General features: G+C 68.8%; 17 protein-coding genes. 12 read left to right on the top strand and 5 right to left on the bottom strand.

Annotated elements, in window-relative coordinates; genetic code table 11:
• Position 1: 1 nt before the first annotated feature.
• The gene (locus E6C70_RS07395) at positions 2 to 1,153 is read right to left on the bottom strand and encodes a MalY/PatB family protein (protein ID WP_136423858.1); all 1,152 of its coding nucleotides are present in this window, start codon (positions 1,151 to 1,153) and stop codon (positions 2 to 4) included.
• Between the two features lie 120 nt (positions 1,154 to 1,273).
• Between E6C70_RS07395 and E6C70_RS07390 the strand changes: the two genes are divergently transcribed.
• Genes E6C70_RS07390 through E6C70_RS07380 form a run of 3 tightly spaced genes read left to right on the top strand, consistent with a single transcriptional unit; the run spans position 1,274 to position 5,880 of the window.
• Positions 1,274 to 2,959 (top strand): ABC-F family ATP-binding cassette domain-containing protein, encoded by a 1,686-nt coding sequence (locus E6C70_RS07390; RefSeq protein ID WP_136423977.1) that lies wholly within the window; start codon positions 1,274 to 1,276, stop codon positions 2,957 to 2,959.
• Positions 2,960 to 3,014: 55 nt separating this feature from the next.
• The gene (locus tag E6C70_RS07385) at positions 3,015 to 4,133 is read left to right on the top strand and encodes a GuaB3 family IMP dehydrogenase-related protein (RefSeq protein WP_136423976.1); all 1,119 of its coding nucleotides are present in this window, start codon (positions 3,015 to 3,017) and stop codon (positions 4,131 to 4,133) included.
• Positions 4,134 to 4,149: 16 nt separating this feature from the next.
• Positions 4,150 to 5,880, top strand: coding sequence for a glycerol-3-phosphate dehydrogenase/oxidase (locus E6C70_RS07380; RefSeq protein WP_136423856.1), 1,731 nt, complete (start codon positions 4,150 to 4,152; stop codon positions 5,878 to 5,880).
• Positions 5,881 to 6,059: 179 nt separating this feature from the next.
• Here E6C70_RS07380 and E6C70_RS07375 read toward each other — a convergent pair whose 3' ends face one another.
• Positions 6,060 to 7,025, bottom strand: coding sequence for a hypothetical protein (locus tag E6C70_RS07375; protein WP_136423854.1), 966 nt, complete (start codon positions 7,023 to 7,025; stop codon positions 6,060 to 6,062).
• Between the two features lie 309 nt (positions 7,026 to 7,334).
• Here E6C70_RS07375 and E6C70_RS07370 point away from each other — a divergent pair, with 309 nt between their 5' ends.
• Genes E6C70_RS07370 through E6C70_RS07350 form a run of 5 tightly spaced genes read left to right on the top strand, consistent with a single transcriptional unit; the run spans position 7,335 to position 11,874 of the window.
• On the top strand, positions 7,335 to 8,120 hold the full coding sequence (locus E6C70_RS07370) for an SURF1 family protein (RefSeq protein ID WP_235833335.1): 786 nt from the start codon (positions 7,335 to 7,337) through the stop codon (positions 8,118 to 8,120).
• Between the two features lie 9 nt (positions 8,121 to 8,129).
• A complete protein-coding gene (locus E6C70_RS07365) occupies positions 8,130 to 8,585 on the top strand; it encodes a DUF3817 domain-containing protein (protein ID WP_136423852.1) in 456 nt (151 codons plus the stop codon).
• Positions 8,582 to 10,159, top strand: coding sequence for a glutamine-hydrolyzing GMP synthase (gene guaA, locus E6C70_RS07360; RefSeq protein WP_136423850.1), 1,578 nt, complete (start codon positions 8,582 to 8,584; stop codon positions 10,157 to 10,159). The genes E6C70_RS07365 and guaA overlap by 4 nt, the downstream gene beginning before the upstream one ends.
• A 16-nt stretch (positions 10,160 to 10,175) precedes the next feature.
• Entirely contained in the window at positions 10,176 to 10,895 is a 720-nt protein-coding gene (locus E6C70_RS07355; protein WP_136423848.1) for a phosphotransferase, read from the top strand.
• 31 nt (positions 10,896 to 10,926) lie between these two features.
• Positions 10,927 to 11,874, top strand: coding sequence for an L-lactate dehydrogenase (locus E6C70_RS07350; protein WP_136423846.1), 948 nt, complete (start codon positions 10,927 to 10,929; stop codon positions 11,872 to 11,874).
• A gap of 61 nt (positions 11,875 to 11,935) precedes the next feature.
• Here E6C70_RS07350 and E6C70_RS07345 read toward each other — a convergent pair whose 3' ends face one another.
• Positions 11,936 to 12,754 (bottom strand): Bax inhibitor-1/YccA family protein, encoded by an 819-nt coding sequence (locus E6C70_RS07345; protein WP_136423844.1) that lies wholly within the window; start codon positions 12,752 to 12,754, stop codon positions 11,936 to 11,938.
• A gap of 145 nt (positions 12,755 to 12,899) precedes the next feature.
• Here E6C70_RS07345 and E6C70_RS07340 point away from each other — a divergent pair, with 145 nt between their 5' ends.
• From E6C70_RS07340 to E6C70_RS07330, 3 genes are all read left to right on the top strand, one after another.
• Entirely contained in the window at positions 12,900 to 13,913 is a 1,014-nt protein-coding gene (locus E6C70_RS07340) for a glycerophosphodiester phosphodiesterase family protein (RefSeq protein ID WP_136423842.1), read from the top strand.
• Positions 13,914 to 13,998: 85 nt separating this feature from the next.
• Positions 13,999 to 16,425 (top strand): ATP-dependent helicase, encoded by a 2,427-nt coding sequence (locus tag E6C70_RS07335; RefSeq protein WP_407921023.1) that lies wholly within the window; start codon positions 13,999 to 14,001, stop codon positions 16,423 to 16,425.
• Positions 16,422 to 16,964, top strand: coding sequence for an NUDIX domain-containing protein (locus E6C70_RS07330; protein ID WP_136423838.1), 543 nt, complete (start codon positions 16,422 to 16,424; stop codon positions 16,962 to 16,964). Before E6C70_RS07335 ends, E6C70_RS07330 begins: the two co-directional genes overlap by 4 nt.
• Here E6C70_RS07330 and E6C70_RS07325 read toward each other — a convergent pair.
• Both E6C70_RS07325 and E6C70_RS07320 read right to left on the bottom strand, forming a co-directional pair.
• Positions 16,961 to 19,483: an alpha/beta fold hydrolase domain-containing protein gene (locus E6C70_RS07325; protein ID WP_136423836.1), complete on the bottom strand. Its 2,523-nt coding sequence runs from the start codon at positions 19,481 to 19,483 to the stop codon at positions 16,961 to 16,963. The two genes, E6C70_RS07330 and E6C70_RS07325, sit on opposite strands and share 4 nt — an antisense overlap.
• A 40-nt stretch (positions 19,484 to 19,523) precedes the next feature.
• Positions 19,524 to 20,339 (bottom strand): DUF72 domain-containing protein, encoded by an 816-nt coding sequence (locus tag E6C70_RS07320; RefSeq protein WP_136423834.1) that lies wholly within the window; start codon positions 20,337 to 20,339, stop codon positions 19,524 to 19,526.
• Between the two features lie 148 nt (positions 20,340 to 20,487).
• Between E6C70_RS07320 and E6C70_RS07315 the strand changes: the two genes are divergently transcribed.
• Positions 20,488 to 20,887, top strand: a 400-nt coding sequence (locus tag E6C70_RS07315) for an ATP-grasp domain-containing protein (RefSeq protein WP_207670059.1), incomplete at its 3' end; no start/stop codon positions are given.

Below are 20,887 nucleotides of genomic sequence, written 5' to 3'. Positions count from 1 at the left end.
ATCAGCGGGCGGCGGCGATGCGCTCGATAGCCTCCGTGATGACCTCGGGTGACGTGCCGATGTTGAGGCGCGCGTGCCCCCGACCCTCAGCGGTTCCGAACTCGGGGCCGTTGGCCAGCGCGACCCGAGCGCGCTCGAGCGTGAACCGGGCCGGGTCGTCCCCCCACCCGAGCGCGGAGAAGTCGAGCCAGGTCAGGTAGGTGGCGTCGGGCAGCCGATAGCGCACCTCGGGCAGGTGATCGGCGAGCAGCGATGCGAGCAGCCGACGGTTGCCGTCGAGGGTCTCGAGCACGCCGTCGAGCCACGGGCCGCCGTCACGGAACGCCGCGACGCTCGCGATCGCCCCGAAGATGCTCGTGCGCCACTCGACCTCGATGGCGAAACCGGCGCGGATGGCATCCGTCCGCTTGCTCGCGGTGACGATGAGCGCGCACTTGAGTCCCGCGATGTTGAAGGCCTTGCTCGCCGACGTGACGGTCACTCCGTGCTCGCGAGCCGCATCCGACACCGACAGGAACGGCGTGAAGCTCGCGCCGGGCATGAGCAGGGCATTGTGGATCTCGTCGCTCACGATCGTGACGTCGTGACGCGCTGCGATCTCGGCGAGCGCGCGGAGGTCGTCTGCGCTGTGACACAGGCCGACGGGGTTGTGCGGGTTGCACAGCACCATCGACCGCGCGCCGGCGGCGAATGCGGCGTCGATGCCGTCCAGGTCCAGCCGCCAGCCCTCGTCGATGCCTCCGAGCAACGGCACCTCGACGATGCGTCCCGCCGCCTCGGGTGCCAGCAGGAAGAACGGCGGATACACCGGGGGAGTGATGATCACGGCGTCACCCGGCTCGATGACCTGACGCAAGACCTCGACGATGCCCATGCTCACATCGGCGGTGCACGTCACGCGCGCCGGGTCGACCTGCCAGTTCCAGCGGTCGATGGCGAACGGCGCGAAAGCCTCGGCTACGGCGCGGCTGCCCGAGTTGTATCCCGTGTCCGATCGGCGGATGGCGGCCTGCAGCGCTTCGACGATGGGCTCGGCCAGCGGGAAGTCCATCTCGGCGACGGGCAGCGGAAGCACGTCGTCGGGGAATGACGTCCACTTCTCGCTCGTGCGGGTGCGTAGGGCGGCCAGCGGTTCGGCGTCGATCCTCGTCATGCCTCCAGCCTTCCGCATCCGGGTGACAGACGGGAAGGGCACGAGCGGATGGCCGAGGCTGTATTCTGGTCGGCTGCCCGATGGGCGGCCCGAGCCGCCAGCCCGACGAAAGCACCGCCCATGGGTCACATCGACGCCTCCCTCATCTCCCTCAGCCTCCCCGACGGGCGTCCGCTGCTCAGCGACGTCTCGTTCCGGGTCGGCGACGGCGTCACCGCCGCACTCATCGGCGCGAACGGCGCCGGCAAGACGACACTGCTGCGCATCATCCGGGGCGAGCTCGCACCTGACGACGGCGTCGTCACGGTCTCCGGCGGCCTCGGCGTGATGGACCAGTTCGTCGGGCATGCGGCATCCGGAACCGTGCACGACCTGCTCGTCTCCGTGGCGCCGGCCCGGGTCCGCATCGCCGCCGTCGAGCTCGACGCCGCGGAGGAGGCGCTCATCGAGCGGGACGAGACAGACACGCAGATGCGCTACGCGACGGCGATCGCAGATTACGCGGAAGCAGGCGGCTACGAGCAGGAGACGCTCTGGGACACGTGCACCATCGCTGCGCTCGGAGTGCCGTGGCAGCGGGCGCGCCATCGCGACGTCACGACCCTCTCGGGCGGCGAGCAGAAGCGCCTTGCCCTCGAAGCCCTGCTGCGGGGTCCTGAGGAGGTGCTCCTGCTCGACGAGCCGGACAACTATCTGGACGTACCCGGCAAGCGCTGGCTCGAGCAGCAGTTGCGCGAGACGCGCAAGACCGTGCTGCTGGTCTCGCACGATCGGGAACTCCTAGCGCGTGCGGCCGACCGCATCATCACCGTCGAGCTCGGGGCGGCAGGCAACACCACGTGGATGCACGGTGGCGGCTTCGACGGCTATCACCAGGCACGCTCCGACCGGTTCGATCGACTCGACGAGCTCCGCAGGCGCTGGGACGAGGAGCACGCCAAGCTCAAGGCACTCGTCCAGTCGCTGAAGGTCAAGGCGACCTACAACGACGGCATGGCATCCCGGTATCAGGCCGCCCTCACCCGCTTGCGCCGGTTCGAGGATGCCGGACCGCCCGAGGAGCGACCCCAGGCACAGGACGTCTCCATGCGGTTGCGCGGGGCGCGCACCGGCAAGCGGGCGGTGATCGCCGAGCGGCTCGGGCTGACCGGCCTCATGCAGCCGTTCGACCTCGAGGTCTGGTACGGCGATCGGGTGGCTGTGCTCGGCTCGAACGGATCCGGCAAGTCGCACTTCCTCCGCCTGCTGGCGCGAGGCGGCACGGAACCGGATCGGCTGCTCGGGCATGTGACGAGCGTCGCCGAGACTCTGGATGCCGTGCCGCACACCGGTCGGGCTGTGCTCGGCGCCCGCGTGGTACCGGGGTGGTTCGCCCAGGTGCACGAGCATCCCGAGCTGGTGGGCAGGACCCTGCTCGAGATCCTCCACCGCGGTGACGACGACCGCGCCGGCATGGCACGCGAGGCGGCGAGTGGGGCACTCGACCGGTACGGACTGGTCGCATCCGCGCAGCAACGTTTCGAATCCCTGTCGGGCGGCCAGCAGGCCCGTCTGCAGATCCTGCTGCTCGAATTGTCGGGAGCCACGCTGCTGCTTCTGGACGAGCCGACAGACAACCTCGACCTCGTCTCGGCCGAGGCGCTCGAGGAGGCCCTGCTCGCCTTCGACGGCACGGTGCTCGCGGTCACCCACGATCGGTGGTTCGCACGCGGATTCGACCGCTTCCTCGTGTTCGGGTCGGACGGCGAGGTCTACGAGTCGGATGCGCCGGTGTGGGACGAGCGGCGCGTGCAGCGCGCTCGCTGAGCAGGCGCAACCCGGCTGTGCGGTCGGGTCGCGACGATAGGGTTGTCAGGTGAGCATGGAGATCGAGATAGGTCGTGCCAAGCGCGGCCGCCGGGTGTACGCCTTCGACGACGTGGCCGTCGTGCCGAGCCGGCGCACCCGTGACCCCGAAGACGTCTCAGTCACCTGGTCGATCGACGCCTACCAGTTCGACATCCCCTTCCTGGCGGCCCCGATGGACTCCGTCGTCTCGCCGCGCACGGCCATCATGATGGGCCAGCTGGGCGGCCTCGGCGTCCTCGACCTCGAGGGAGTCTGGACCCGCTACGAGGACCCGGAGTCCGTGCTGTCCGAGATCCGCACATTGCCGGCGGATCAGGCCACCCGCCGCATGCAGGAGATCTACACCGAGCCCATCAAGCCCGAGCTCGTCACCGAGCGCCTCGCCGAGATCCGCGCCTCCGGCGTCACCGTGGCCGGAGCTCTGTCGCCCCAGCGCACGCAGGAGCTCTACGAGACCGTCGTCGCCGCGGGCGTCGACCTGTTCGTCATCCGTGGCACCACCGTGTCGGCCGAGCACGTGTCGAAGGGCACCGAGCCGCTGAACCTCAAGAAGTTCATCTACGAACTCGACGTGCCCGTCATCGTCGGCGGCGCGGCCACCTACACGGCCGCCCTGCACCTCATGCGCACGGGGGCGGCGGGCGTACTCGTCGGCTTCGGCGGCGGCGCGGCATCGACCACCCGCGCGGCCCTCGGCATCCACGCGCCGATGGCGACGGCAGTGGCGGATGTCGCCGGCGCTCGCCGCGACTACCTCGACGAGTCGGGCGGCCGCTATGTGCACGTGATCGCGGACGGCGGCCTCGGAACGTCGGGCGACATCGTCAAGGCGATCGCGTGCGGAGCGGATGCCGTCATGCTCGGCACGGCCCTCGCCCGCTCGAGCGATGCTCCCGGCGGTGGCTACCACTGGGGCGCCGAGTCGCACCACTCCAAGCTCCCACGCGGCAATCGGGTCGAGGTCGGAACGATCGCCCCGCTCGAGGAGGTCCTGTACGGACCGGCCCCCGTGGCAGAGGGAACTGCGAATCTCGTGGGAGCGCTCCGTCGGTCGATGGCGACGACGGGATACTCGGATCTGAAGGAGTTCCAGCGCGTCGAGGTCGTCGTCGCGCCGTATCAAGGCAACTGAACCAGGGAGGTACACGATGGCAGAGAAGAACACGGTCAGCCGGTCGTCGAAGCTCGGACCGGAGGAGCGGGCTGCCGCCCTGGAGAGGATGAAGGACCGAGAACTCGACGTCCTCGTCATCGGCGGCGGCATCGTGGGCACCGGATCGGCCCTCGACGCGGTGACACGCGGACTCTCCGTCGGAATGCTCGAGCAGCGGGACTGGGGCTCCGGAACCTCGAGCCGGTCGTCCAAGCTGGTGCACGGCGGCATCCGCTACCTGGAGCAACTCGACTTCCGCCTCGTGCGCGAAGCCCTCATCGAGCGCGGTCTGCTGCTGCAGCGCATCGCACCGCACCTGGTCAAGCCGGTCCGCTTCCTCTACCCGCTCAAGAAGCGGGTGTTCGAGCGCCTCTACATCGGCGCCGGAATGCTGCTGTACGACATCTTCAGCTACAGCGGTGGGCGGCCTCCTGGCGTGCCCCACCACAAGCACCTGTCCAAGCGTCAGGTGATGAACTCCATCCCGTCGCTCGCCAACGACGCCCTCGTCGGCGGCATCACCTACTACGACGCCCAGGTCGATGACGCGCGGTACGTCTCGTCGCTGGCGCGCACGGCATCCTTCTACGGGGCTCACATCGCCTCGCGTGTGCGGGTCGAGGGCTTCATCAAGGTGGGCCAGCGCGTCGTCGGCGTCGAGGCCCACGATCTACAGACCGGTGAGCACTTCCAGGTGCGCGCGAAGCAGGTCGTCAACGCGACCGGCGTGTGGACGGATGACACGGCCCGCATGGTCGGCGAGCGCGGCACGTTCCACGTGCGAGCCTCGAAGGGCATCCACCTCGTCGTGCCACGCGATCGCTTCCAGTCGTCGATGGGGCTGCTGCTCCGCACCGAGAAGAGCGTGCTGTTCGTCATCCCGTGGGGACGGCACTGGCTGGTCGGAACGACCGACACCGACTGGAACCTCGACAAGGCGCACCCCGCTGCGACGGCAGCCGACATCGACTACCTGCTCGAGCACGTCAACCAGGTGCTCGCCGTCAAGCTCACGCGCGAAGACGTCGAGGGTGTCTACGCCGGACTTCGGCCGCTGCTGGCGGGCGAGAGCGACCAGACGTCGAAGCTCTCGCGCGAACACCTCGTCGGACACAGCGTTCCCGGTCTCGTCGTGATCGCCGGCGGCAAGTGGACGACCTACCGCGTGATGGCCAAGGACGCCATCGACGCCGCGGTGGACGCCCTCGACGGACGCGTCCCGCAGTCCACCACGCAGGAGATCCCGCTGCTCGGCGCCGAGGGGTACTGGGCCGCGTGGAACAAGCGCGGCCGCATCGCCGACGCCTTCGGCGTGCACCGCGTACGCATCGAGCACCTGCTGAACCGCTACGGAACCCTGACGGATGAGCTGCTCGACCTCATCCGCGACGATCCGAAGCTCGGTGAGCCGCTGCCCGGTGCGGACGACTACCTCGCGGCCGAGGTCGTTTACGCGGCTTCTCATGAGGGAGCACTGCACCTCGAGGACGTGCTCGCGCGTCGCACCCGCATTTCGATCGAGGCGTGGGACCGCGGGGTCTCGGCCGCTCCGGTCGCGGCCGAGCTGATGGCCGGCGTGCTCGGCTGGGACAAGGAGCGTCAGGAGTCCGAGGTGGCCAACTACCTCAAGCGCGTGACCGCCGAGCGGGAGTCGCAGGAGCAGCCCGACGACGAGTCGGCCGACCGGGTGCGGCTGGAGGCACCTGACATCCAGCCCACCGACTGACCGCCGCCCGCGGTCGAGTAGGCCGCGAGGCCGGGCCCGGCAGTCGTCGGCCTCCGCGCCAGTTCGGCGCCCCGTGCGCCACATCAACTGGCGCGGGAGCCGCTCAGTCGGCGCTGCTGCTGAGACCGAACCTGCTCCGGCGACCGCTTCCGACGCTTCACTCAGCCCGCCGCGCCGCCTCAGCGCGGTCGCCGACCGAGGATGGGAAGACCGGCCTCGAGCAGGATGCTCCGGAAAGCGGATGGATTCCACGCCTCCGGCCACCCCCACCGTGCGCAGTTCCATCGGGTCGCGCGGCGCACGGCATTCTCGCGCCGCTTCTCGTCGAGGACGACGTCGGCTGCCGGTCGATCTTGGCCGTCTGCGGAGAAGGCACCGAGGTACTTGCCCGCCCCATCCGCCTCGCCCCAGACCCCGAACTCCGGCCAGGCGAGGTCGAGATAGACGTACATCCCGAGCGACGGGATCCATACCCTTCGTTGCAACTCCGGCTCGGGGAAGCCGAGCTCGCGCGCTCTCCACCTGCTGAGTGTCTCCAACGGCGAGTCCGCATCCTCCGTCGCCATGTCCAAGAGGGCGGCAACCTTCCTGCTCCCCGGGAACGGCAACCGCGCAACGAACTGCTCGCGCAATTCGTCGATCGTGGTGAGCGGCTCGTCCGTGCTGAAACGATCTCGGTGCAGGGCCGCGTCGAGCATGACCAGCGCGGTGAGATGCGGCATCGTGCGGCCGACGTCGATGAGAGTGTCTGGCAGGGACGTCAGCGTGATGCCGTCCGACTGCACGAGGTCGATCCGGCGCGTGCGCGCGAACTCGACGACCCCGCCTCGCCGCCGGCCGGATGCCGAAGGCGAGAGCAGGAAGACCTCGGCAGGCGTCGCACCGACCACGGGCAGACCCCACAGCACCGCCGCCGTGAAACCCGCGAAGACGGGCGCGACCCGTTGGTGGCCGACGGCGAGCGCGAGCGCGCGATGTCGTTCCGCCGGTCCCGAGAGTTCCAGAGTCTGCGCCGCGATATAGACCCCGCGACGAAGCGGCACGATGCTCCCGTGTCGAGCGGCGGTGAGTAATGCGTCGTGCGTGCCGAGGGACGTAGCATCCCGCGCCAGCAACAGCTCGGACGACGGAAGTGGGCGATCCATGGCCCGAGCATCTCGCGACGGGCGTGCGGAGTCGCCGCTGAGCGCGCGTCTGCGGGAGAGCGGCACTGAGCTCGCGCCTGTGGAGGAGCCGACGACGTAGAGCGCCGCGCCACTTCATCGGCCAGCGCGCCATTCGGCATGGCGCGGAGGCCGATCAACTGGCGCTAACGCGCGTCCGGCCGCGGTACGCGGTGAGCGTGCCTCGCCGGCCGATTCACCGCAGACGGAGCGAGCAGGCGAGTGGAGGAGAATGGAACGAGCCGCCTCCGGCGAAAGAAACAGGAACCCCGACCCTCCATGCTCCGAATGATGGTGCGCCCGCGCTGGGTGCTCATGCTGCTGCTCGCCCTCGCGATCGCCGCGGGCTTCGCCCTGCTCGGCCAGTGGCAGCTCGGGCGGGCCGTGCAGTCGGGGCACGTCGAGAAGCTGCCGACCGAGACGGTCATGCCGTTGGCGGATGCCGCGGCACCGTCCGCGCCGATCCGCCAGACCTCTACGGGCCAGATGGTCGAGGCCGACGGGCGCTGGGTGCCGGGCGACGAGCAACTGGTGTCGGGGCGTCTGAACGGCGGCGCCACCGGCTGGTGGGTCGTCGGCCACTTCGAGGTTGACGGAATGGACGCCGGCATCCCGGTGGCACGCGGATGGGCCGCCACCGAGAAGGAGGCGGCGTCGGCGGCGCGCTCGCTGGCCGCCGAGCCGGCATCCGACACCTCCGTCACCGGTCGCCTGCTGCCGACCGAGGCGCCGGAGCAGCCGGCCGAGGGCGCCGACCCGCACACCATGACCACCGTCGCCGTCGCGGCGCTCATGAACCTCTGGACCCAGTACGACGAACACGACGTCTACGAGGCCTACATCGTCGACCACGGTGTCGTCTCCGGCCTCGACCGCATCGACTCGCCACCGCCGTCGCAGGAGGTGGAGCTGAACTGGCTCAACGTGTTCTACGCCATCGAGTGGACGGTGTTCGCGGGCTTCGCGATCTTCCTCTGGTACCGGCTCGTGCGCGACGCGTACCAGCGCGAGCAGGACGAGCTCGACGACGCGGAGGAGGCGCGCGAGCAGGCCGGAGCATCCTCTACCGCGCCGTAGAATCGTTGCATGGCCCTCGAACCCAAACCCCGTGACTTTCCGCGCATCCGGGGGGCGGTGACGTTCTATCAGGTGTCGTCGATCATCACCGGAGTGCTGTTGCTGGCGCTCTGCGCCGAGGTGCTCATCAAGTACGGCTTCGGCTACGAGCTCGAGCTCGGTGGGCCGGCCGGCTTCCTCGGCTTCGTGCCGCGTGACACCGTCACGGCCGTGAACCTCTCCACGGGCATCCTCATCGTCCATGGCTGGTTCTACGTGGTCTACCTGTTCGCCGACTTCCGCCTCTGGAGCCTCATGCGCTGGCCGTTCTCGCGGTTCATCGTCATCGCGCTCGGCGGCGTCGTGCCGCTGCTCTCGTTCTTCCTCGAGGCACGCTTCTCGCGCGAGGTCCGCGCTTACCTCGCCGCCCGCGAAGCGGATGCCGCGACCACCGTCACCGTCGAGTCCGCGGAGGCCGCACAGTGAGCGACACCGAGCAGCGTCCCGTCCTCGTGGTCGACTTCGGCGCCCAGTACGCCCAGCTCATCGCGCGGCGCGTGCGCGAGGCATCCGTCTACTCCGAGATCGTGCCGCACACCATCACGGCAGCCGAGGTCGCCGCCAAGAACCCCGTGGGCATCGTCCTCTCCGGTGGGCCGTCCTCGGTGTACGAGGAGGGAGCGCCGGCGCTCGACGAGGGAATCCTCGGGCTCGGCATCCCCACGCTCGGCATCTGCTACGGCTTCCAGGTAATGGCCCGCCAGCTCGGTGGTGAGGTCGCCCACACCGGTCAGCGCGAGTACGGATCGACCGCCGTCACGGTGCGGACGGATGACGAGAACTCGCTGCTCGGTGGCCAGCCCGAAGCGCAGATCGTGTGGATGAGCCATGGTGACTCCGTGGCGATCGCTCCCGAGGGCTTCGACGTGCTCGCCTCGAGCGCGTCGACGCCGGTCGCGGCGTTCGCGAGCGACGAGAAGGGCTTCTACGGCGTGCAGTGGCACCCCGAGGTCAAGCATTCCCAGTTCGGCCAGGACGTCATCGTCAACTTCCTGCACAAGGCGGCCGGCATCCCGGCCGACTGGAACAGCGGAAGCGTCATCGCCGAGCAGGTCGAGAAGATCCGCGCGCAAGTCGGCTCGGCGCGGGTCATCTGCGGCCTCTCCGGAGGCGTCGACTCCGCCGTCGCGGCAGCTCTCGTCCACCAGGCCGTCGGCGATCAGCTGATCTGCGTCTTCGTCGACCACGGGCTGCTCCGCCAGGACGAGCGGCGTCAGGTGGAGGAGGACTACGTCGCCGCCACGGGCATCCGTCTCGTCACCATCGACGCCCGCGAGCAGTTCCTCTCGGCGCTCGCCGGGGTGAGCGACCCCGAGACCAAGCGCAAGATCATCGGGCGCGAGTTCATCCGCAGCTTCGAGCAGGCGGAGGCCGACCTCATCGCCGAGGCGGAGGCCGACGGCGAGCCGATCCGCTTCCTCGTGCAGGGCACCCTGTATCCGGATGTCGTGGAGTCCGGCGGCGGAACCGGCACGGCGAACATCAAGAGCCATCACAATGTCGGGGGTCTGCCCGAAGACCTGCAGTTCGAACTCATCGAGCCACTGCGCACCCTCTTCAAGGACGAGGTGCGGGCGATCGGCCGGGAGCTCGGACTCCCCGAGGCGATCGTCGCCCGGCAACCGTTCCCCGGCCCCGGTCTCGGCATCCGCATCATCGGAGAGGTGACCCAGGACCGGCTCGACCTGCTGCGCCAGGCCGACGCCATCGTCCGCGCCGAACTGACCATCGCGGGCCTCGACGCCGAGATCTGGCAGTGCCCCGTCGTGCTCCTCGCCGACGTGCGCTCCGTCGGTGTGCAGGGTGACGGCCGCACCTACGGTCACCCCATCGTGCTGCGCCCGGTCTCGAGTGAGGACGCCATGACGGCGGACTGGACTCGGCTTCCCTACGACGTGCTCGCGCGCATCTCGAACCGCATCACGAACGAGGTGCCCGAGGTCAACCGGGTGGTGCTCGACGTCACGAGCAAGCCGCCGGGCACCATCGAGTGGGAGTGAGCGGAGCGCGCCGACCGTGACGTACTCGCAGGTCGCCGTGCTCTCCGACGGTGTCCACCGTTCGACGGGGGAGTGGACGCCGAGCGTACATGCCGTGCTGCGCGCGCTCGAGGGGTCCGGCATCGCCGGCATTCCGCGCGTTCTCGGGTTCGATGAACAGCGCCGGGAGGTGCTCTCGTTCGTGGACGGCGTCGTTCCCGACTTCCCCATGCCGCCATGGCTGTGGACGGATGCCGCCGTCACGTCGTCCGCGAGTCTGCTGCGGAAGCTGCATGACGCATCGGCTCCCCTCGTCGCGGCGCTCATGGGCGATGAGGTCTGGCGCTCGCCCATCCACGACCCCGTCGAGGTCATCTGCCACAACGACTTCGCGCCGTACAACCTCGCCTACCGCGACGGGATCTGCGTCGGCGCCATCGACTTCGACACCGTGTCGCCCGGGCCGCGACTCTGGGATCTCGCCTACCTCGCCTATCGCATCGTGCCCCTGACCGCCCCGGGTACGGAGGACGACGTCGACCTCTCGACGAGCGAACGCGAGCGTCGGCTGGAGCTTCTCCTCACGGCCTACGGAACGGATGCGACCGCCGATTCGCTGAAAGCCGTGGCGTTCGAGCGGCTGCTGGAACTGGCCGCGTTCAGCGACCGTCGCGCGGTCGACGAGGCGGAGCCGGACTTCGCGCGTCACGCCGAGCAGTATCGAGCCGACGCCGCCCATCTCGCCGCAGCGGGGTGACGCGCCGAGCCCCAGACGACAGGATGGGGTCATGGCTGAGATCGCTAACTCCAAGTTGACCGTCATCGGTGCCGGAAGCGTGGGCTCGAGCCTCGCGTACGCCGCCCTCATCCGTCAGTCCGCCAGAACGGTCGCGCTGTACGACATCCAGACCGCGAAGGTCGAGGCCGAGGTGCTCGATCTCGCGCACGGCACGCAGTTCACCGGATCGAGCGAGATCATCGGCGGAGACGACCTCTCCGTCATCGAGGGGTCGCACGTCGTCGTGATCACGGCGGGCGCCAAGCAGGAACCGGGACAGACACGCCTCGAGTTGGCCGGGACCAACGTGCGGATCCTGCAGAGCATGATGCCGCAACTGCTCGAGCACGCCCCCGACGCCACCTACATCCTGGTCACGAATCCCTGCGACGTGTTGACGGTGATCGCCCAGAAGATCTCGGGTCTCCCGGTCAACCGGGTGTTCGCGTCGGGAACCGTGCTCGACACGTCGCGGCTGCGTTGGGAGCTCGGTCGGCGGCTCGGCGTCTCCACGTCGAGCATCCACGCGTACATCGTGGGCGAGCACGGCGACACCGAGTTCCCGCTCTGGTCGTCGGCATCCGTCGGACCGGTGCCGCTGCTGGACTGGAGCAGGGCGGGAGCCGTGACCGAGAGCGAGTTCGACGGCATCGCGCTGGATGTGCGCGACGCGGCCTACAAGGTCATCAACGGCAAGGGCGCGACCAACTACGCGATCGGCCTGTCGGGCGCGCGCATCGTGGAGGCCGTGCTGCGCGACGAGCACGCGGTGATGCCGGTGAGCACCGTGCTCGACGACTACCAGGGCATCAGCGGCGTTGCCTTGTCGGTGCCGAGCGTGGTGAGCGCGGCCGGAGCCGTCCCGGTGGCCGGTACCCCGTATTCGGAGAAGGAGCATCGGCTGCTGCACGACTCGGCGGCGGCCCTCCGGACCTCCCTGGCCTCCCTGGGCTTCTAGGCCGGCCGGAGCATGACGAAGGGCCGCCCCCATCGGGAGCGGCCCTTCGCTCGCCGGCGCGTCAGTTACTGCGCGCGATGCCGATGATGCGCAGGATCTCGAGGTAGAGCCAGATGACCGTGACCATGATGCCGAACGCTCCGCTCCAGCCGTACTTGCGGGGAGCGCGGTTCTTCACGCCCTGCTGGATGGCGTCGAAGTCGAGGACGAGAGAGTACGCAGCCATGATGACGACGAGCACCCCGATGAGGAGTCCGGCAGGAATGCCGAAGATCTCGGCGCCGAAGAGGCCCCACGGATCCTTGTTGATGCCGGTGATCATGAGTACGACATTCACCAGAGAGAACACGAGGTAGCCGACCATCGCGATGAGGAAGACCTTCGTCGCGCGCTTCGAGGCGCGGATCTTTCCGCTCGCGAACAGGGCGAGCGTCACGCCGAAGACGACGATCGTCGCAATGACGGCCTGAGCGACGATGCCCGACCACTGGGTCTCGTACACCAAGGAGATTCCGCCGATGAAGATTCCCTGCGCGGCACTGTAGGCCAGGATCAGCGGAGGGGACGGCTCCTTCTTGAAGATGTTGACCATCGCGAGAACGAAGCCGATGATGGCGGCGATCCAGATGACGGCCGGCATGGTGGGTGCCAGGAACCATCCGACAGCCGCTCCGACGATCAACAGCCCGAAGCAGATCGCCGTCTTCAGAGTGGTGTCCTCGACGGTCATGCGATCCGTGTCGACCGCATTCGCCGACGGCTGGTTGTAGATGTCCTGCAACTGCTGCACGGATGCGCCGTTGAGGACGGCTGCGCTCGTGGTCCCTCCCTTTTCGGAGAAGGCCTTGTTCCGACTGAACGCCGGGTTGGTCATTGCCATGTGCGTGTGATCCTTCGCTCTCAGGCGGGACGGGGCGCGATTCCGAGAATCGCTTCCAGCAAATCTACCGGGCCGGCCTGAGAATCCGCATCGGGTTCGCCCGGGGCGATCAGCGGCGGCCGGGGCCGGACGCTAGCGTTGCAACATGGTCGGCCGCCCTCATCCGCTCATCATCGGTCACCGTGGTGCCAGCGGCTATCGGCCGGAGCACACCGCGTCGGCCTACCAGCTCGCCTTCGCCATGGGGGCGGATGCCGTGGAGCCCGACATCGTCGCAACGCGCGACGGCGTGCTCGTGATCAGGCACGAGAACGAGATCTCGGGTACGACCGACGTGTCGGCGCATCCCGAGTTCGCCGACCGGAGAACGGCGAAGACCGTCGACGGCAAGCGGCTGCACGGATGGTTCACCGAGGACTTCACGTGGGCGGAACTGTCGACCCTCCGCGCCCGCGAGCGCATCCCGAAGCTCCGGCCGTCGAATGCGGGCTTCGACGACCGCCTTCCGCTGCTGCGGTTGCGCGATCTGTTCGCGCTCGTCGACGCGGAGGATGCCGGACGTTCGATCGGCATGGTCGCAGAGATCAAGCACGCGACCTACTTCGACTCCATCGGTCTGCCGCTCGCCGACCTGTTCGCGGCCGAACTAGCCGCGGCGGGTTGGGCGACGGACGACGAGCGGCTCACCATCGAGAGCTTCGAATTGACCGTGCTCGATCAGCTGCGGGAGCATGGCGTCGGTGCGCCGCGCGTGTTCCTGATCGAGAAGGCCGGTTCACCGGCGGATGCCGTGGCCGCCTCGGGTTCGAAGGCGCCGAAATACGCGGACTTCCTCACCGAGACGGGACTGCGGAATCTCGGGGCCCGCGTGCAGGGCGTCAGCGTCGACAAGGCGATGCTCCTCAGACAGGACGCGGCGGGGGGGCCGAGCGGGTTCGCTCTCGTCGAGCAGGCGCACGGGCACGATCTGCGTGTCTTCACCTGGACGCTCCGGCCCGAGAATCACTTCCTGTCCGCCCCCTTCAGGTCCGGCGTGCGTGCCGCCGACTTCGGAGCATGGGAGGAGGAGTGGAACCTCATCCTCTCGACGGGCGTCGACGGTGTCTTCACCGATCATCCCGACCTCGCGGTGCTCGCTCGCGACGGCCGCTCCGACTGAGGCGCTGTGGGCGGTCGAGCCTAGAATTACAGCAGTCATGAGCACTCTCCACGAACCCGCACCCGAGACCGAGGGCACCGCCCCGATGATCGTGCACGACGCCCCGGGTTCCGGCCACGGTGAGCGCGAGCGTCCGAAGCCCTCCGGCCGCCTCACCGACGGATTGAACCCGCCGCAGAAGGCGGCCGTTGAGTACCGCGGCCCGGCTCTGCTCATCGTCGCGGGCGCCGGATCGGGCAAGACGAGGGTGCTGACGCATCGCATCGCGGGACTGATCGAGACGCGCGAGGCGTGGCCCAGCCAGATCCTCGCCATCACCTTCACCAACAAGGCGGCCGCCGAGATGCGCGAGCGCGTGGCGGCCCTCCTCGGCCAGGCCTCCGACGGCATGTGGATCTCGACGTTCCACTCGGCGTGCGTCCGCATCCTCCGGCGGGAGGCGCAGAAGATGGGCTTGCCGGCGACCTTCACCATCTACGACTCAGCCGACAGTCGCACCGTCATCAAGCGCATCATCAAGGCGCGGGACGCCGACACCCTGGGGTTCACGCCGGGCGGTGTCTCGAGCCGTATCTCGAAGCTCAAGAACGAGCTGACGGATGACGAGGCCTTCGCACGCAACGCGAACATGGGCGACCCCAAGGAGGTGGAGTTCCTCGCCATCTACCGCGACTACACGCGCATCCTGCGTGCGGCGGGTGCGATGGACTTCGACGACCTCATCGCCGAGACGGTCTACCTGTTCCGCGCCTTCCCCGATGTGGCCGCCCTCTACCGCCGGCGATTCCGGCATGTGCTCGTCGACGAGTACCAGGACACCAACCACGCCCAGTACGCCCTCATCCGCGAGTTCACCGAGCCCGTCACCGCCGAGCTCTCGGCGCAGATGCAGCGGGACGGTCTGCACGTCGAGCGCCTGCTCGACTCGACCGGCGGCATCCCGGGCGCCTCGCTGACAGTCGTCGGCGACTCCGATCAGTCCATCTACGCCTTCCGCGGAGCAGACATCCGCAACATCACCGAGTTCGAACGGGACTTCCCGGGCGCGAGCGTCGTGCTGCTCGAGCAGAACTACCGCTCGACCCAGAACATCCTCTCGGCGGCCAACTCCGTCATCTCGAACAATTTCGACCGCAAGGCCAAGAACCTCTTCACGACGGTCGGCGACGGCGAGAAGATCGTCGGCTACACCGGCTACTCGGGGCACGACGAGGCCCAGTTCGTGGCCGACGAGATCGAGACCCTGCACCGCGCGGGAATGGCGTACCGCGACATCGCCGTGTTTTACCGGGTGAACTCGCAGACGAGGCCGCTCGAGGAGATCTTCGTGCGCTCGGCACTGCCCTACCGGGTGGTCGGTGGCACCAAGTTCTACGAGCGTGCCGAGATCAAGGATGCGATGGCCTACCTCATCGCCGTCGCCAACCCGATCGACGAGCTCGCCCTGCGACGCATCCTCAACACCCCGAAGCGCGGGATCGGACCCGCGACGGAGACCGCCCTCCAGTCGTTCGCGGAGACGAACGAGATCTCGTTCCGGGAGGCGATGCGCTCGGCGGGGGCGCTCGGGCTCGGGCCGAAGGTGACCACCGCCATCCTCGCGCTGGCCGCCGTGCTCGATGAGAGCGCAGCCAAGGTCGACCCCGAGAATCCGGCGGGCGTGACATCCGTCTCCGACCTGCTCACCTTCCTGGTCACCGAGAGTGGTCTGCACGAGACCCTGCGCACCAGCCGGGACCCGCAGGACGAGACGCGAGCCGAGAACGTCGAGGAGCTCGTGGCGCAGACCAAGGACTTCGACCGCGAGAACCCGGGCGCGACGCTCGTCGACTTCCTCACCCAGGTCTCCCTCGTCGCCGCCGCCGACGAGCTTGACGACTCGTCGGGCACCGTCTCGCTGATGACGCTGCACACCGCGAAGGGCCTCGAGTACGACGCGGTGTTCCTCACCGGAATCGAGGAGGAGCTGCTGCCGCACAAGATGAGCACGAACGAGCCCGGCGGGCTCGCGGAAGAGCGCCGCCTGTTCTACGTGGGAATCACGCGCGCGAAGAAGCGGCTGCACCTCTCCCTGGCGATGACCCGGTCTCAGTTCGGTGACACCTCGGTGGCCATGCCGAGCCGCTACCTGCAGGAGATCCCGGCCGAGCTCATCGACTGGCGGCAGTCGCCAGGCATGGCCAACTCGCGCGGTGGAACGCAGCCGCGCGCCCTCAACGCCCGTCGCGACGGTCGGAGCCTCGGCCCCGGCATCGGCGGCGGGTTCCGTGACGCTCCGACGCCGGGACTGAAGCCCAAGACCGAGTGGCCCAACCGCATCACGGCGGAGGTCCGTGACAACGGCGACCTCGAGCTGGTGGCCGGCGATCGCATCCGGCATGCCAACTTCGGCGACGGTCGCGTCACCCAGGTCACGGGTGAGGGCAGCAAGCGGGTGGCCCACGTGCAGTTCGATGCCGCCGGCCCCAAGAAGCTGCTCATCAAGATCGCACCGATCGAGAAGATCGCGTGACCTGGCCGATCGCCTCGAAGCGGACCGTCTACGAGAACCCCTGGATCGTCGTTTCGGAGGACCAGGTCACCCGGCCCGATGGATCACAGGGCATCTACGGCGTCGTCGAGGTGCGTAATGAGGCTGTCTTCATCGTCGCCATGACCGAGGCCGACGAGGTGATCCTGGTGACCGTCGATCGACACACGGTCGGCGCGTCCGTGGAGGTGCCGGCCGGCGGCAGCGACGGCGAGGACCTGCTGAGCGCAGCCCAGCGCGAGCTCGCGGAGGAGACCGGATACGAAGCCGAATCGTGGCAGCGGATCGGGCGGATGACGGCGCTCAACGGCATCTGCAGGGCGCCCGAGACCGTGTTCCTGGCTCGTGACCTGCGGATGTCGGCAGACGAGGGCCGTGGGCAGCTCGAGGAGGGCGTCACCGACGTCCGCGCCGTGCCGTGGACCCGCCTGATGGGGATGATCGCCGATGGCACCATCACCGACGGCGAGACGGTCGCCGCGCTGATGTACGCGGCGATCGCACTCGGGCGCCTCGGCTAGGGGGCGCCGGGCGCCCGCGGCGGCAGCTCGGCCAGTTCACCGAGCGCCGATCGGTAGACGGGGGTTCGCATGTACGAACTGTGGGTGTCGACCGCACCGACGTATCCGCCCGCGTCGACCTCCTGGGCGTAGCGATCGCGATCGTTGGGAATGGTCGAACCCGCGGGGAAGCCGAGGTAGTCGGTCGCCCGCCACAGGCTGATCCACTTCGACGTGGGAAGGGCGGAAGGGACGGCGACCGCCCGCCCGGAGCGGACCGAATCGCGATCGCTCCTCCACGGGTCCCGTGCCCACAGACGTGGCGCGCGGCACGGCACGGTGCCGATGACTCCCGGCCCGAGCACCTCGGGGAAGAAGCGGCCGAAGTAGGGCCGTAGTTGCACTCCGAAGGTCAGCAGGGTCACCCTCTCGCGATAGTCGTCGCCGTTCTTCTCGTTGCCGAGGGCGAACAGAGCCGAGGCGGCCACCACGCCGCCCATGCTGTGCGCGACCAGCACGATGCGCCGCTGGCCCGGATGCTGGGCGGGCGCATCGAGCCACCACATCATGCGCCGGGTCACCTCGGGGACCGCGCGCTCGGTGTAGCACGGCGCTCCCAGAGGGTGCCCGGCCGTCGGCAGGAAGCAGGCCAGGTCCCAGATGAGGCCCAGCGGACGCACGACCTTCGAGCCGCCGAAGACGAGTCCGGCAATGACAGCGAGTCCGATGACCGCCCAGGTGGCCAGGGAGAGCCCGATCCACAGGGCCATGAAGTGGACGACGAACGTGCGATACGCGATGACCCACGGCGGCATGTCCCCCAACGGCAGAATCGAGCCGTAGGCCGCGCCGAGCGTGAGGATCACGGCGACCCCCGCGCCGATCATGAGGGCGCCGAGGACGGGTTCGACGAGATGGAACCGTGCAGCGGCCGCGCGCTTGCTGGCCACCTCGCCGGCCAGCCGGCCCTGCAGGCTCGACCGCGGCTCGGTCGGCGGCAGCGTCAGGTTGGCTCGCTCCTCATGTTCGAGGCGGTCGTCGACATCGCGGCGGAACGAGAGGCCGATGGCGAGGTAGACGAGCACGACGATGAGGGCGATGAGCAGGATGCCGAGCAGCCATGGGTAGAACGTGCCGATGCGGATGTCGGGGTTGCCGGTTCGACAGTAGGCCTCCAGGCAGCGCGGGTCGACGACCGGCGCCTCCCGGGCGAGCGACGCTGCCGACCGGGCCCCGTTGAGCCAGTTGCCGATGAGGACGTTGACGAGACTCGACCAGATCAGCCCCACGTGGAAGCCCATGCTGAGGAAGACGGCTGGCCCGAATCCGTGCCAGACGCGGAAGCGACGGTCGACACTCACGCGGAAGAACAGGGTGGCGGCGATCAGCAGTGCCGACACCAGGACCGTCGTCACCATCACCCAGTTGAAGGCCTGACGCAGGGCGTAGCCGTCGAGCACGGTGTGGGGTCCGAAACCCAGGACGATGGCGGCGACGAGGTAGACGGCCACCGCTGCCCCGAGCACCGTGACGGTGGCCCGCGGCGAGGCGTCGACCCGCTCGAACGGCATCGTGTCGGTCAGGTACGCCTGCACCAGCGCGACGAGGAGCACGAGCGCCGACACCACGATCACCGGGATGCCCGCGCCCGGCAGCTGGGCCGCGATGAGCGCCGCCCCGCACAGCATGGCCACGAAGGCGATCGCGCTCGCGAGGTGGGTGATGGCCAGCCGGTGGGTCTCACTGCGCGTCTGCCAGAAGCGAGGCTGGCCGAGCAGGGGCTCGCCGTCGTCCTGCGCCGTCGGCTTCAGGATGCTTCCGGCGACGTTGTAGCGCAGTCGCGCGCCCCCGGTGACCACGAACACGGCGATGACCACGGCGATGGGCACGAGCGAACCGGCGGCGACGCGCTGCGCCCCGCTCCACCGAGCCGTGCTGGAGAGCACCTCGGGAAGCGCCGTGCAGACCAGACGGCTTCCGCGGAAGCACTGCGCGGCGATCATGTCCATTGCGACCGAGGCGAACGACATCACAAGCAGAAGGGTGAGGAAGACGCAGAAGATGCGGATGAGGCCGGATCGGAAGCGGGCGCCGGCGTGATCCGTCGGCAGTTGCCACGCCCAGATTCCGGCGTTGGCCATCGAGAACGGCAGGACGAGCGTCCAGCAGGCCCGAGCCAGGACCGCGAGGACGGCTCCACCCTTTCCTCCGTCCGGCGGCATCGTCCGCACCATTCCGCCCCATGAGTACGCCTCGCGGTGGATGCCGGGAGGCACCGATCCGCGCGGAGACTCGGACGGGTCGACCACTGCCCGTCGGCCGATGCCCTCGACCTGGGGTTGGCGACCGCGATGGAGTGCGTCGGCCGTCGGCTGCCAGAAGCTGCCCAACGGGTCGCCCATGAGCAACTCGGTGTCGGCCTTGTCGAGATCCAGGAGCTCGTACGGAGGCATGTTGTTGACGCCGTGGATGCGCAGTTCCAGCACGTCATCGGCTGCGGTGTTCTCGGGCATGCCGGCCTCTCCGTTGTTGTGAGTCACCCGGGATGCTAGTGGCCGGCCGATGCTGCGGGCTACGGGGTCAGCCCTGAAGCCGCGCGGCCAGCGCCATCGCGTCGAACGGAGCGCGCACCTTGGTGTCGTTGTCGAAGTACACGTAGGCGTCGCGGCCGGCGGCCAGATGCGCGCGGCACCACGCTTCCCAGCGGTCGAGGCCGGCCTCGTCGTAACCGCTGGCGTAGAGCTCGGTGTCGCCGTGCAGGCGGGCGTAGGCGAAATCGGCCGTGACCTCATCGATGAACGGCCACTTCCCCGCCGTGTCCGCGGTCACGGACGCGACACCGTGCTCGCGCAGCAGGCTCGGCCAGGCGGCGTTCTCGAAGCTCGCGCTGCGGACCTCGACGGCGTAGCGGAGTGGGGTGGACCCGGTCACGGCGAAGGCGGTGCGGCCCTCCATCCGTTGGTCGTGCTCGGCGGCGAGGGCCGCGGCATCCCCCGTCGTGCGGGGGAGCAATTCCAGGAACCCACGGAGCACGGCTTCGTCGTAGGCGAAGGTCGCCGGCAGTTGCCACAGGATCGGGCCCAGCTCGCCGCCGAGGGTGAGGATGCCCGATGCGAACAGGTTGGCGAGCGCCGCGCGCACGTCGCGCAGACGCTTGATGTGGGTGATGTAGCGCGGACCCTTGACGGAGAAGACGAAGCCGTCCGGCGTCTCGTCGCGCCAGCGCTCCCAGCTGGTCGGGCGCTGCAGGGCGTAGAACGACCCGTTGATCTCGATCGAACCCAGCTGACCCGACGCGTACTCCAGCTCGCGGCGATGCGGCAGCCCAGGCGGGTAGAACACGCGGCGCCACGGAGCGTACGTCCACCCGGAGATGCCGATGCGCGCCTGCGCCATGGCACCAGTGAACCACGTGAACGGGCCGCGCAGTCAGGGAGAGTAGAGTTCTCTACGGCCCAATTCCCTCTCGACATCGAGATACTTTCGCGGCCATCACCCCGACAATAAGCGCCGACAACGCCTCGTTACGGAATGGAAGTACAGCGTGGATCTTTACGAGTACCAGGCCAGAGACCTGTTCGAGAAATACGAGGTCCCGGTACTCCCGGGCATCGTCGCGGACACGCCCGAGGAGGTGCGCGCCGCTGCGGAGAAGCTCGGCGGCGTCGTCGTGGTCAAGGCGCAGGTGAAGGTCGGCGGCCGCGGCAAGGCGGGCGGCGTGAAGGTCGCGAAGAACCCCGACGAGGCGTTCGAGGCCGCGCAGGCCATCCTCGGCCTCGACATCAAGGGCCACACGGTGCAGCGCGTCATGGTCGCCGGCGGTGCGCGGATCGCGCAGGAGTTCTACTTCTCCGTGCTGCTCGATCGGGCCAACCGGTCCTACCTCTCGTTGACCAGCTACGAGGGCGGCGTGGAGATCGAGGTGCTCGCCGTCGAGCGGCCCG

This window comes from Orlajensenia flava (assembly GCF_004801905.1).
GTDB lineage: Bacteria > Actinomycetota > Actinomycetes > Actinomycetales > Microbacteriaceae > Orlajensenia > Orlajensenia flava.
The sequence above is the reverse complement of the archived record's forward strand: the minus strand, read 5'-3'. Positions and strand labels throughout refer to the sequence as shown.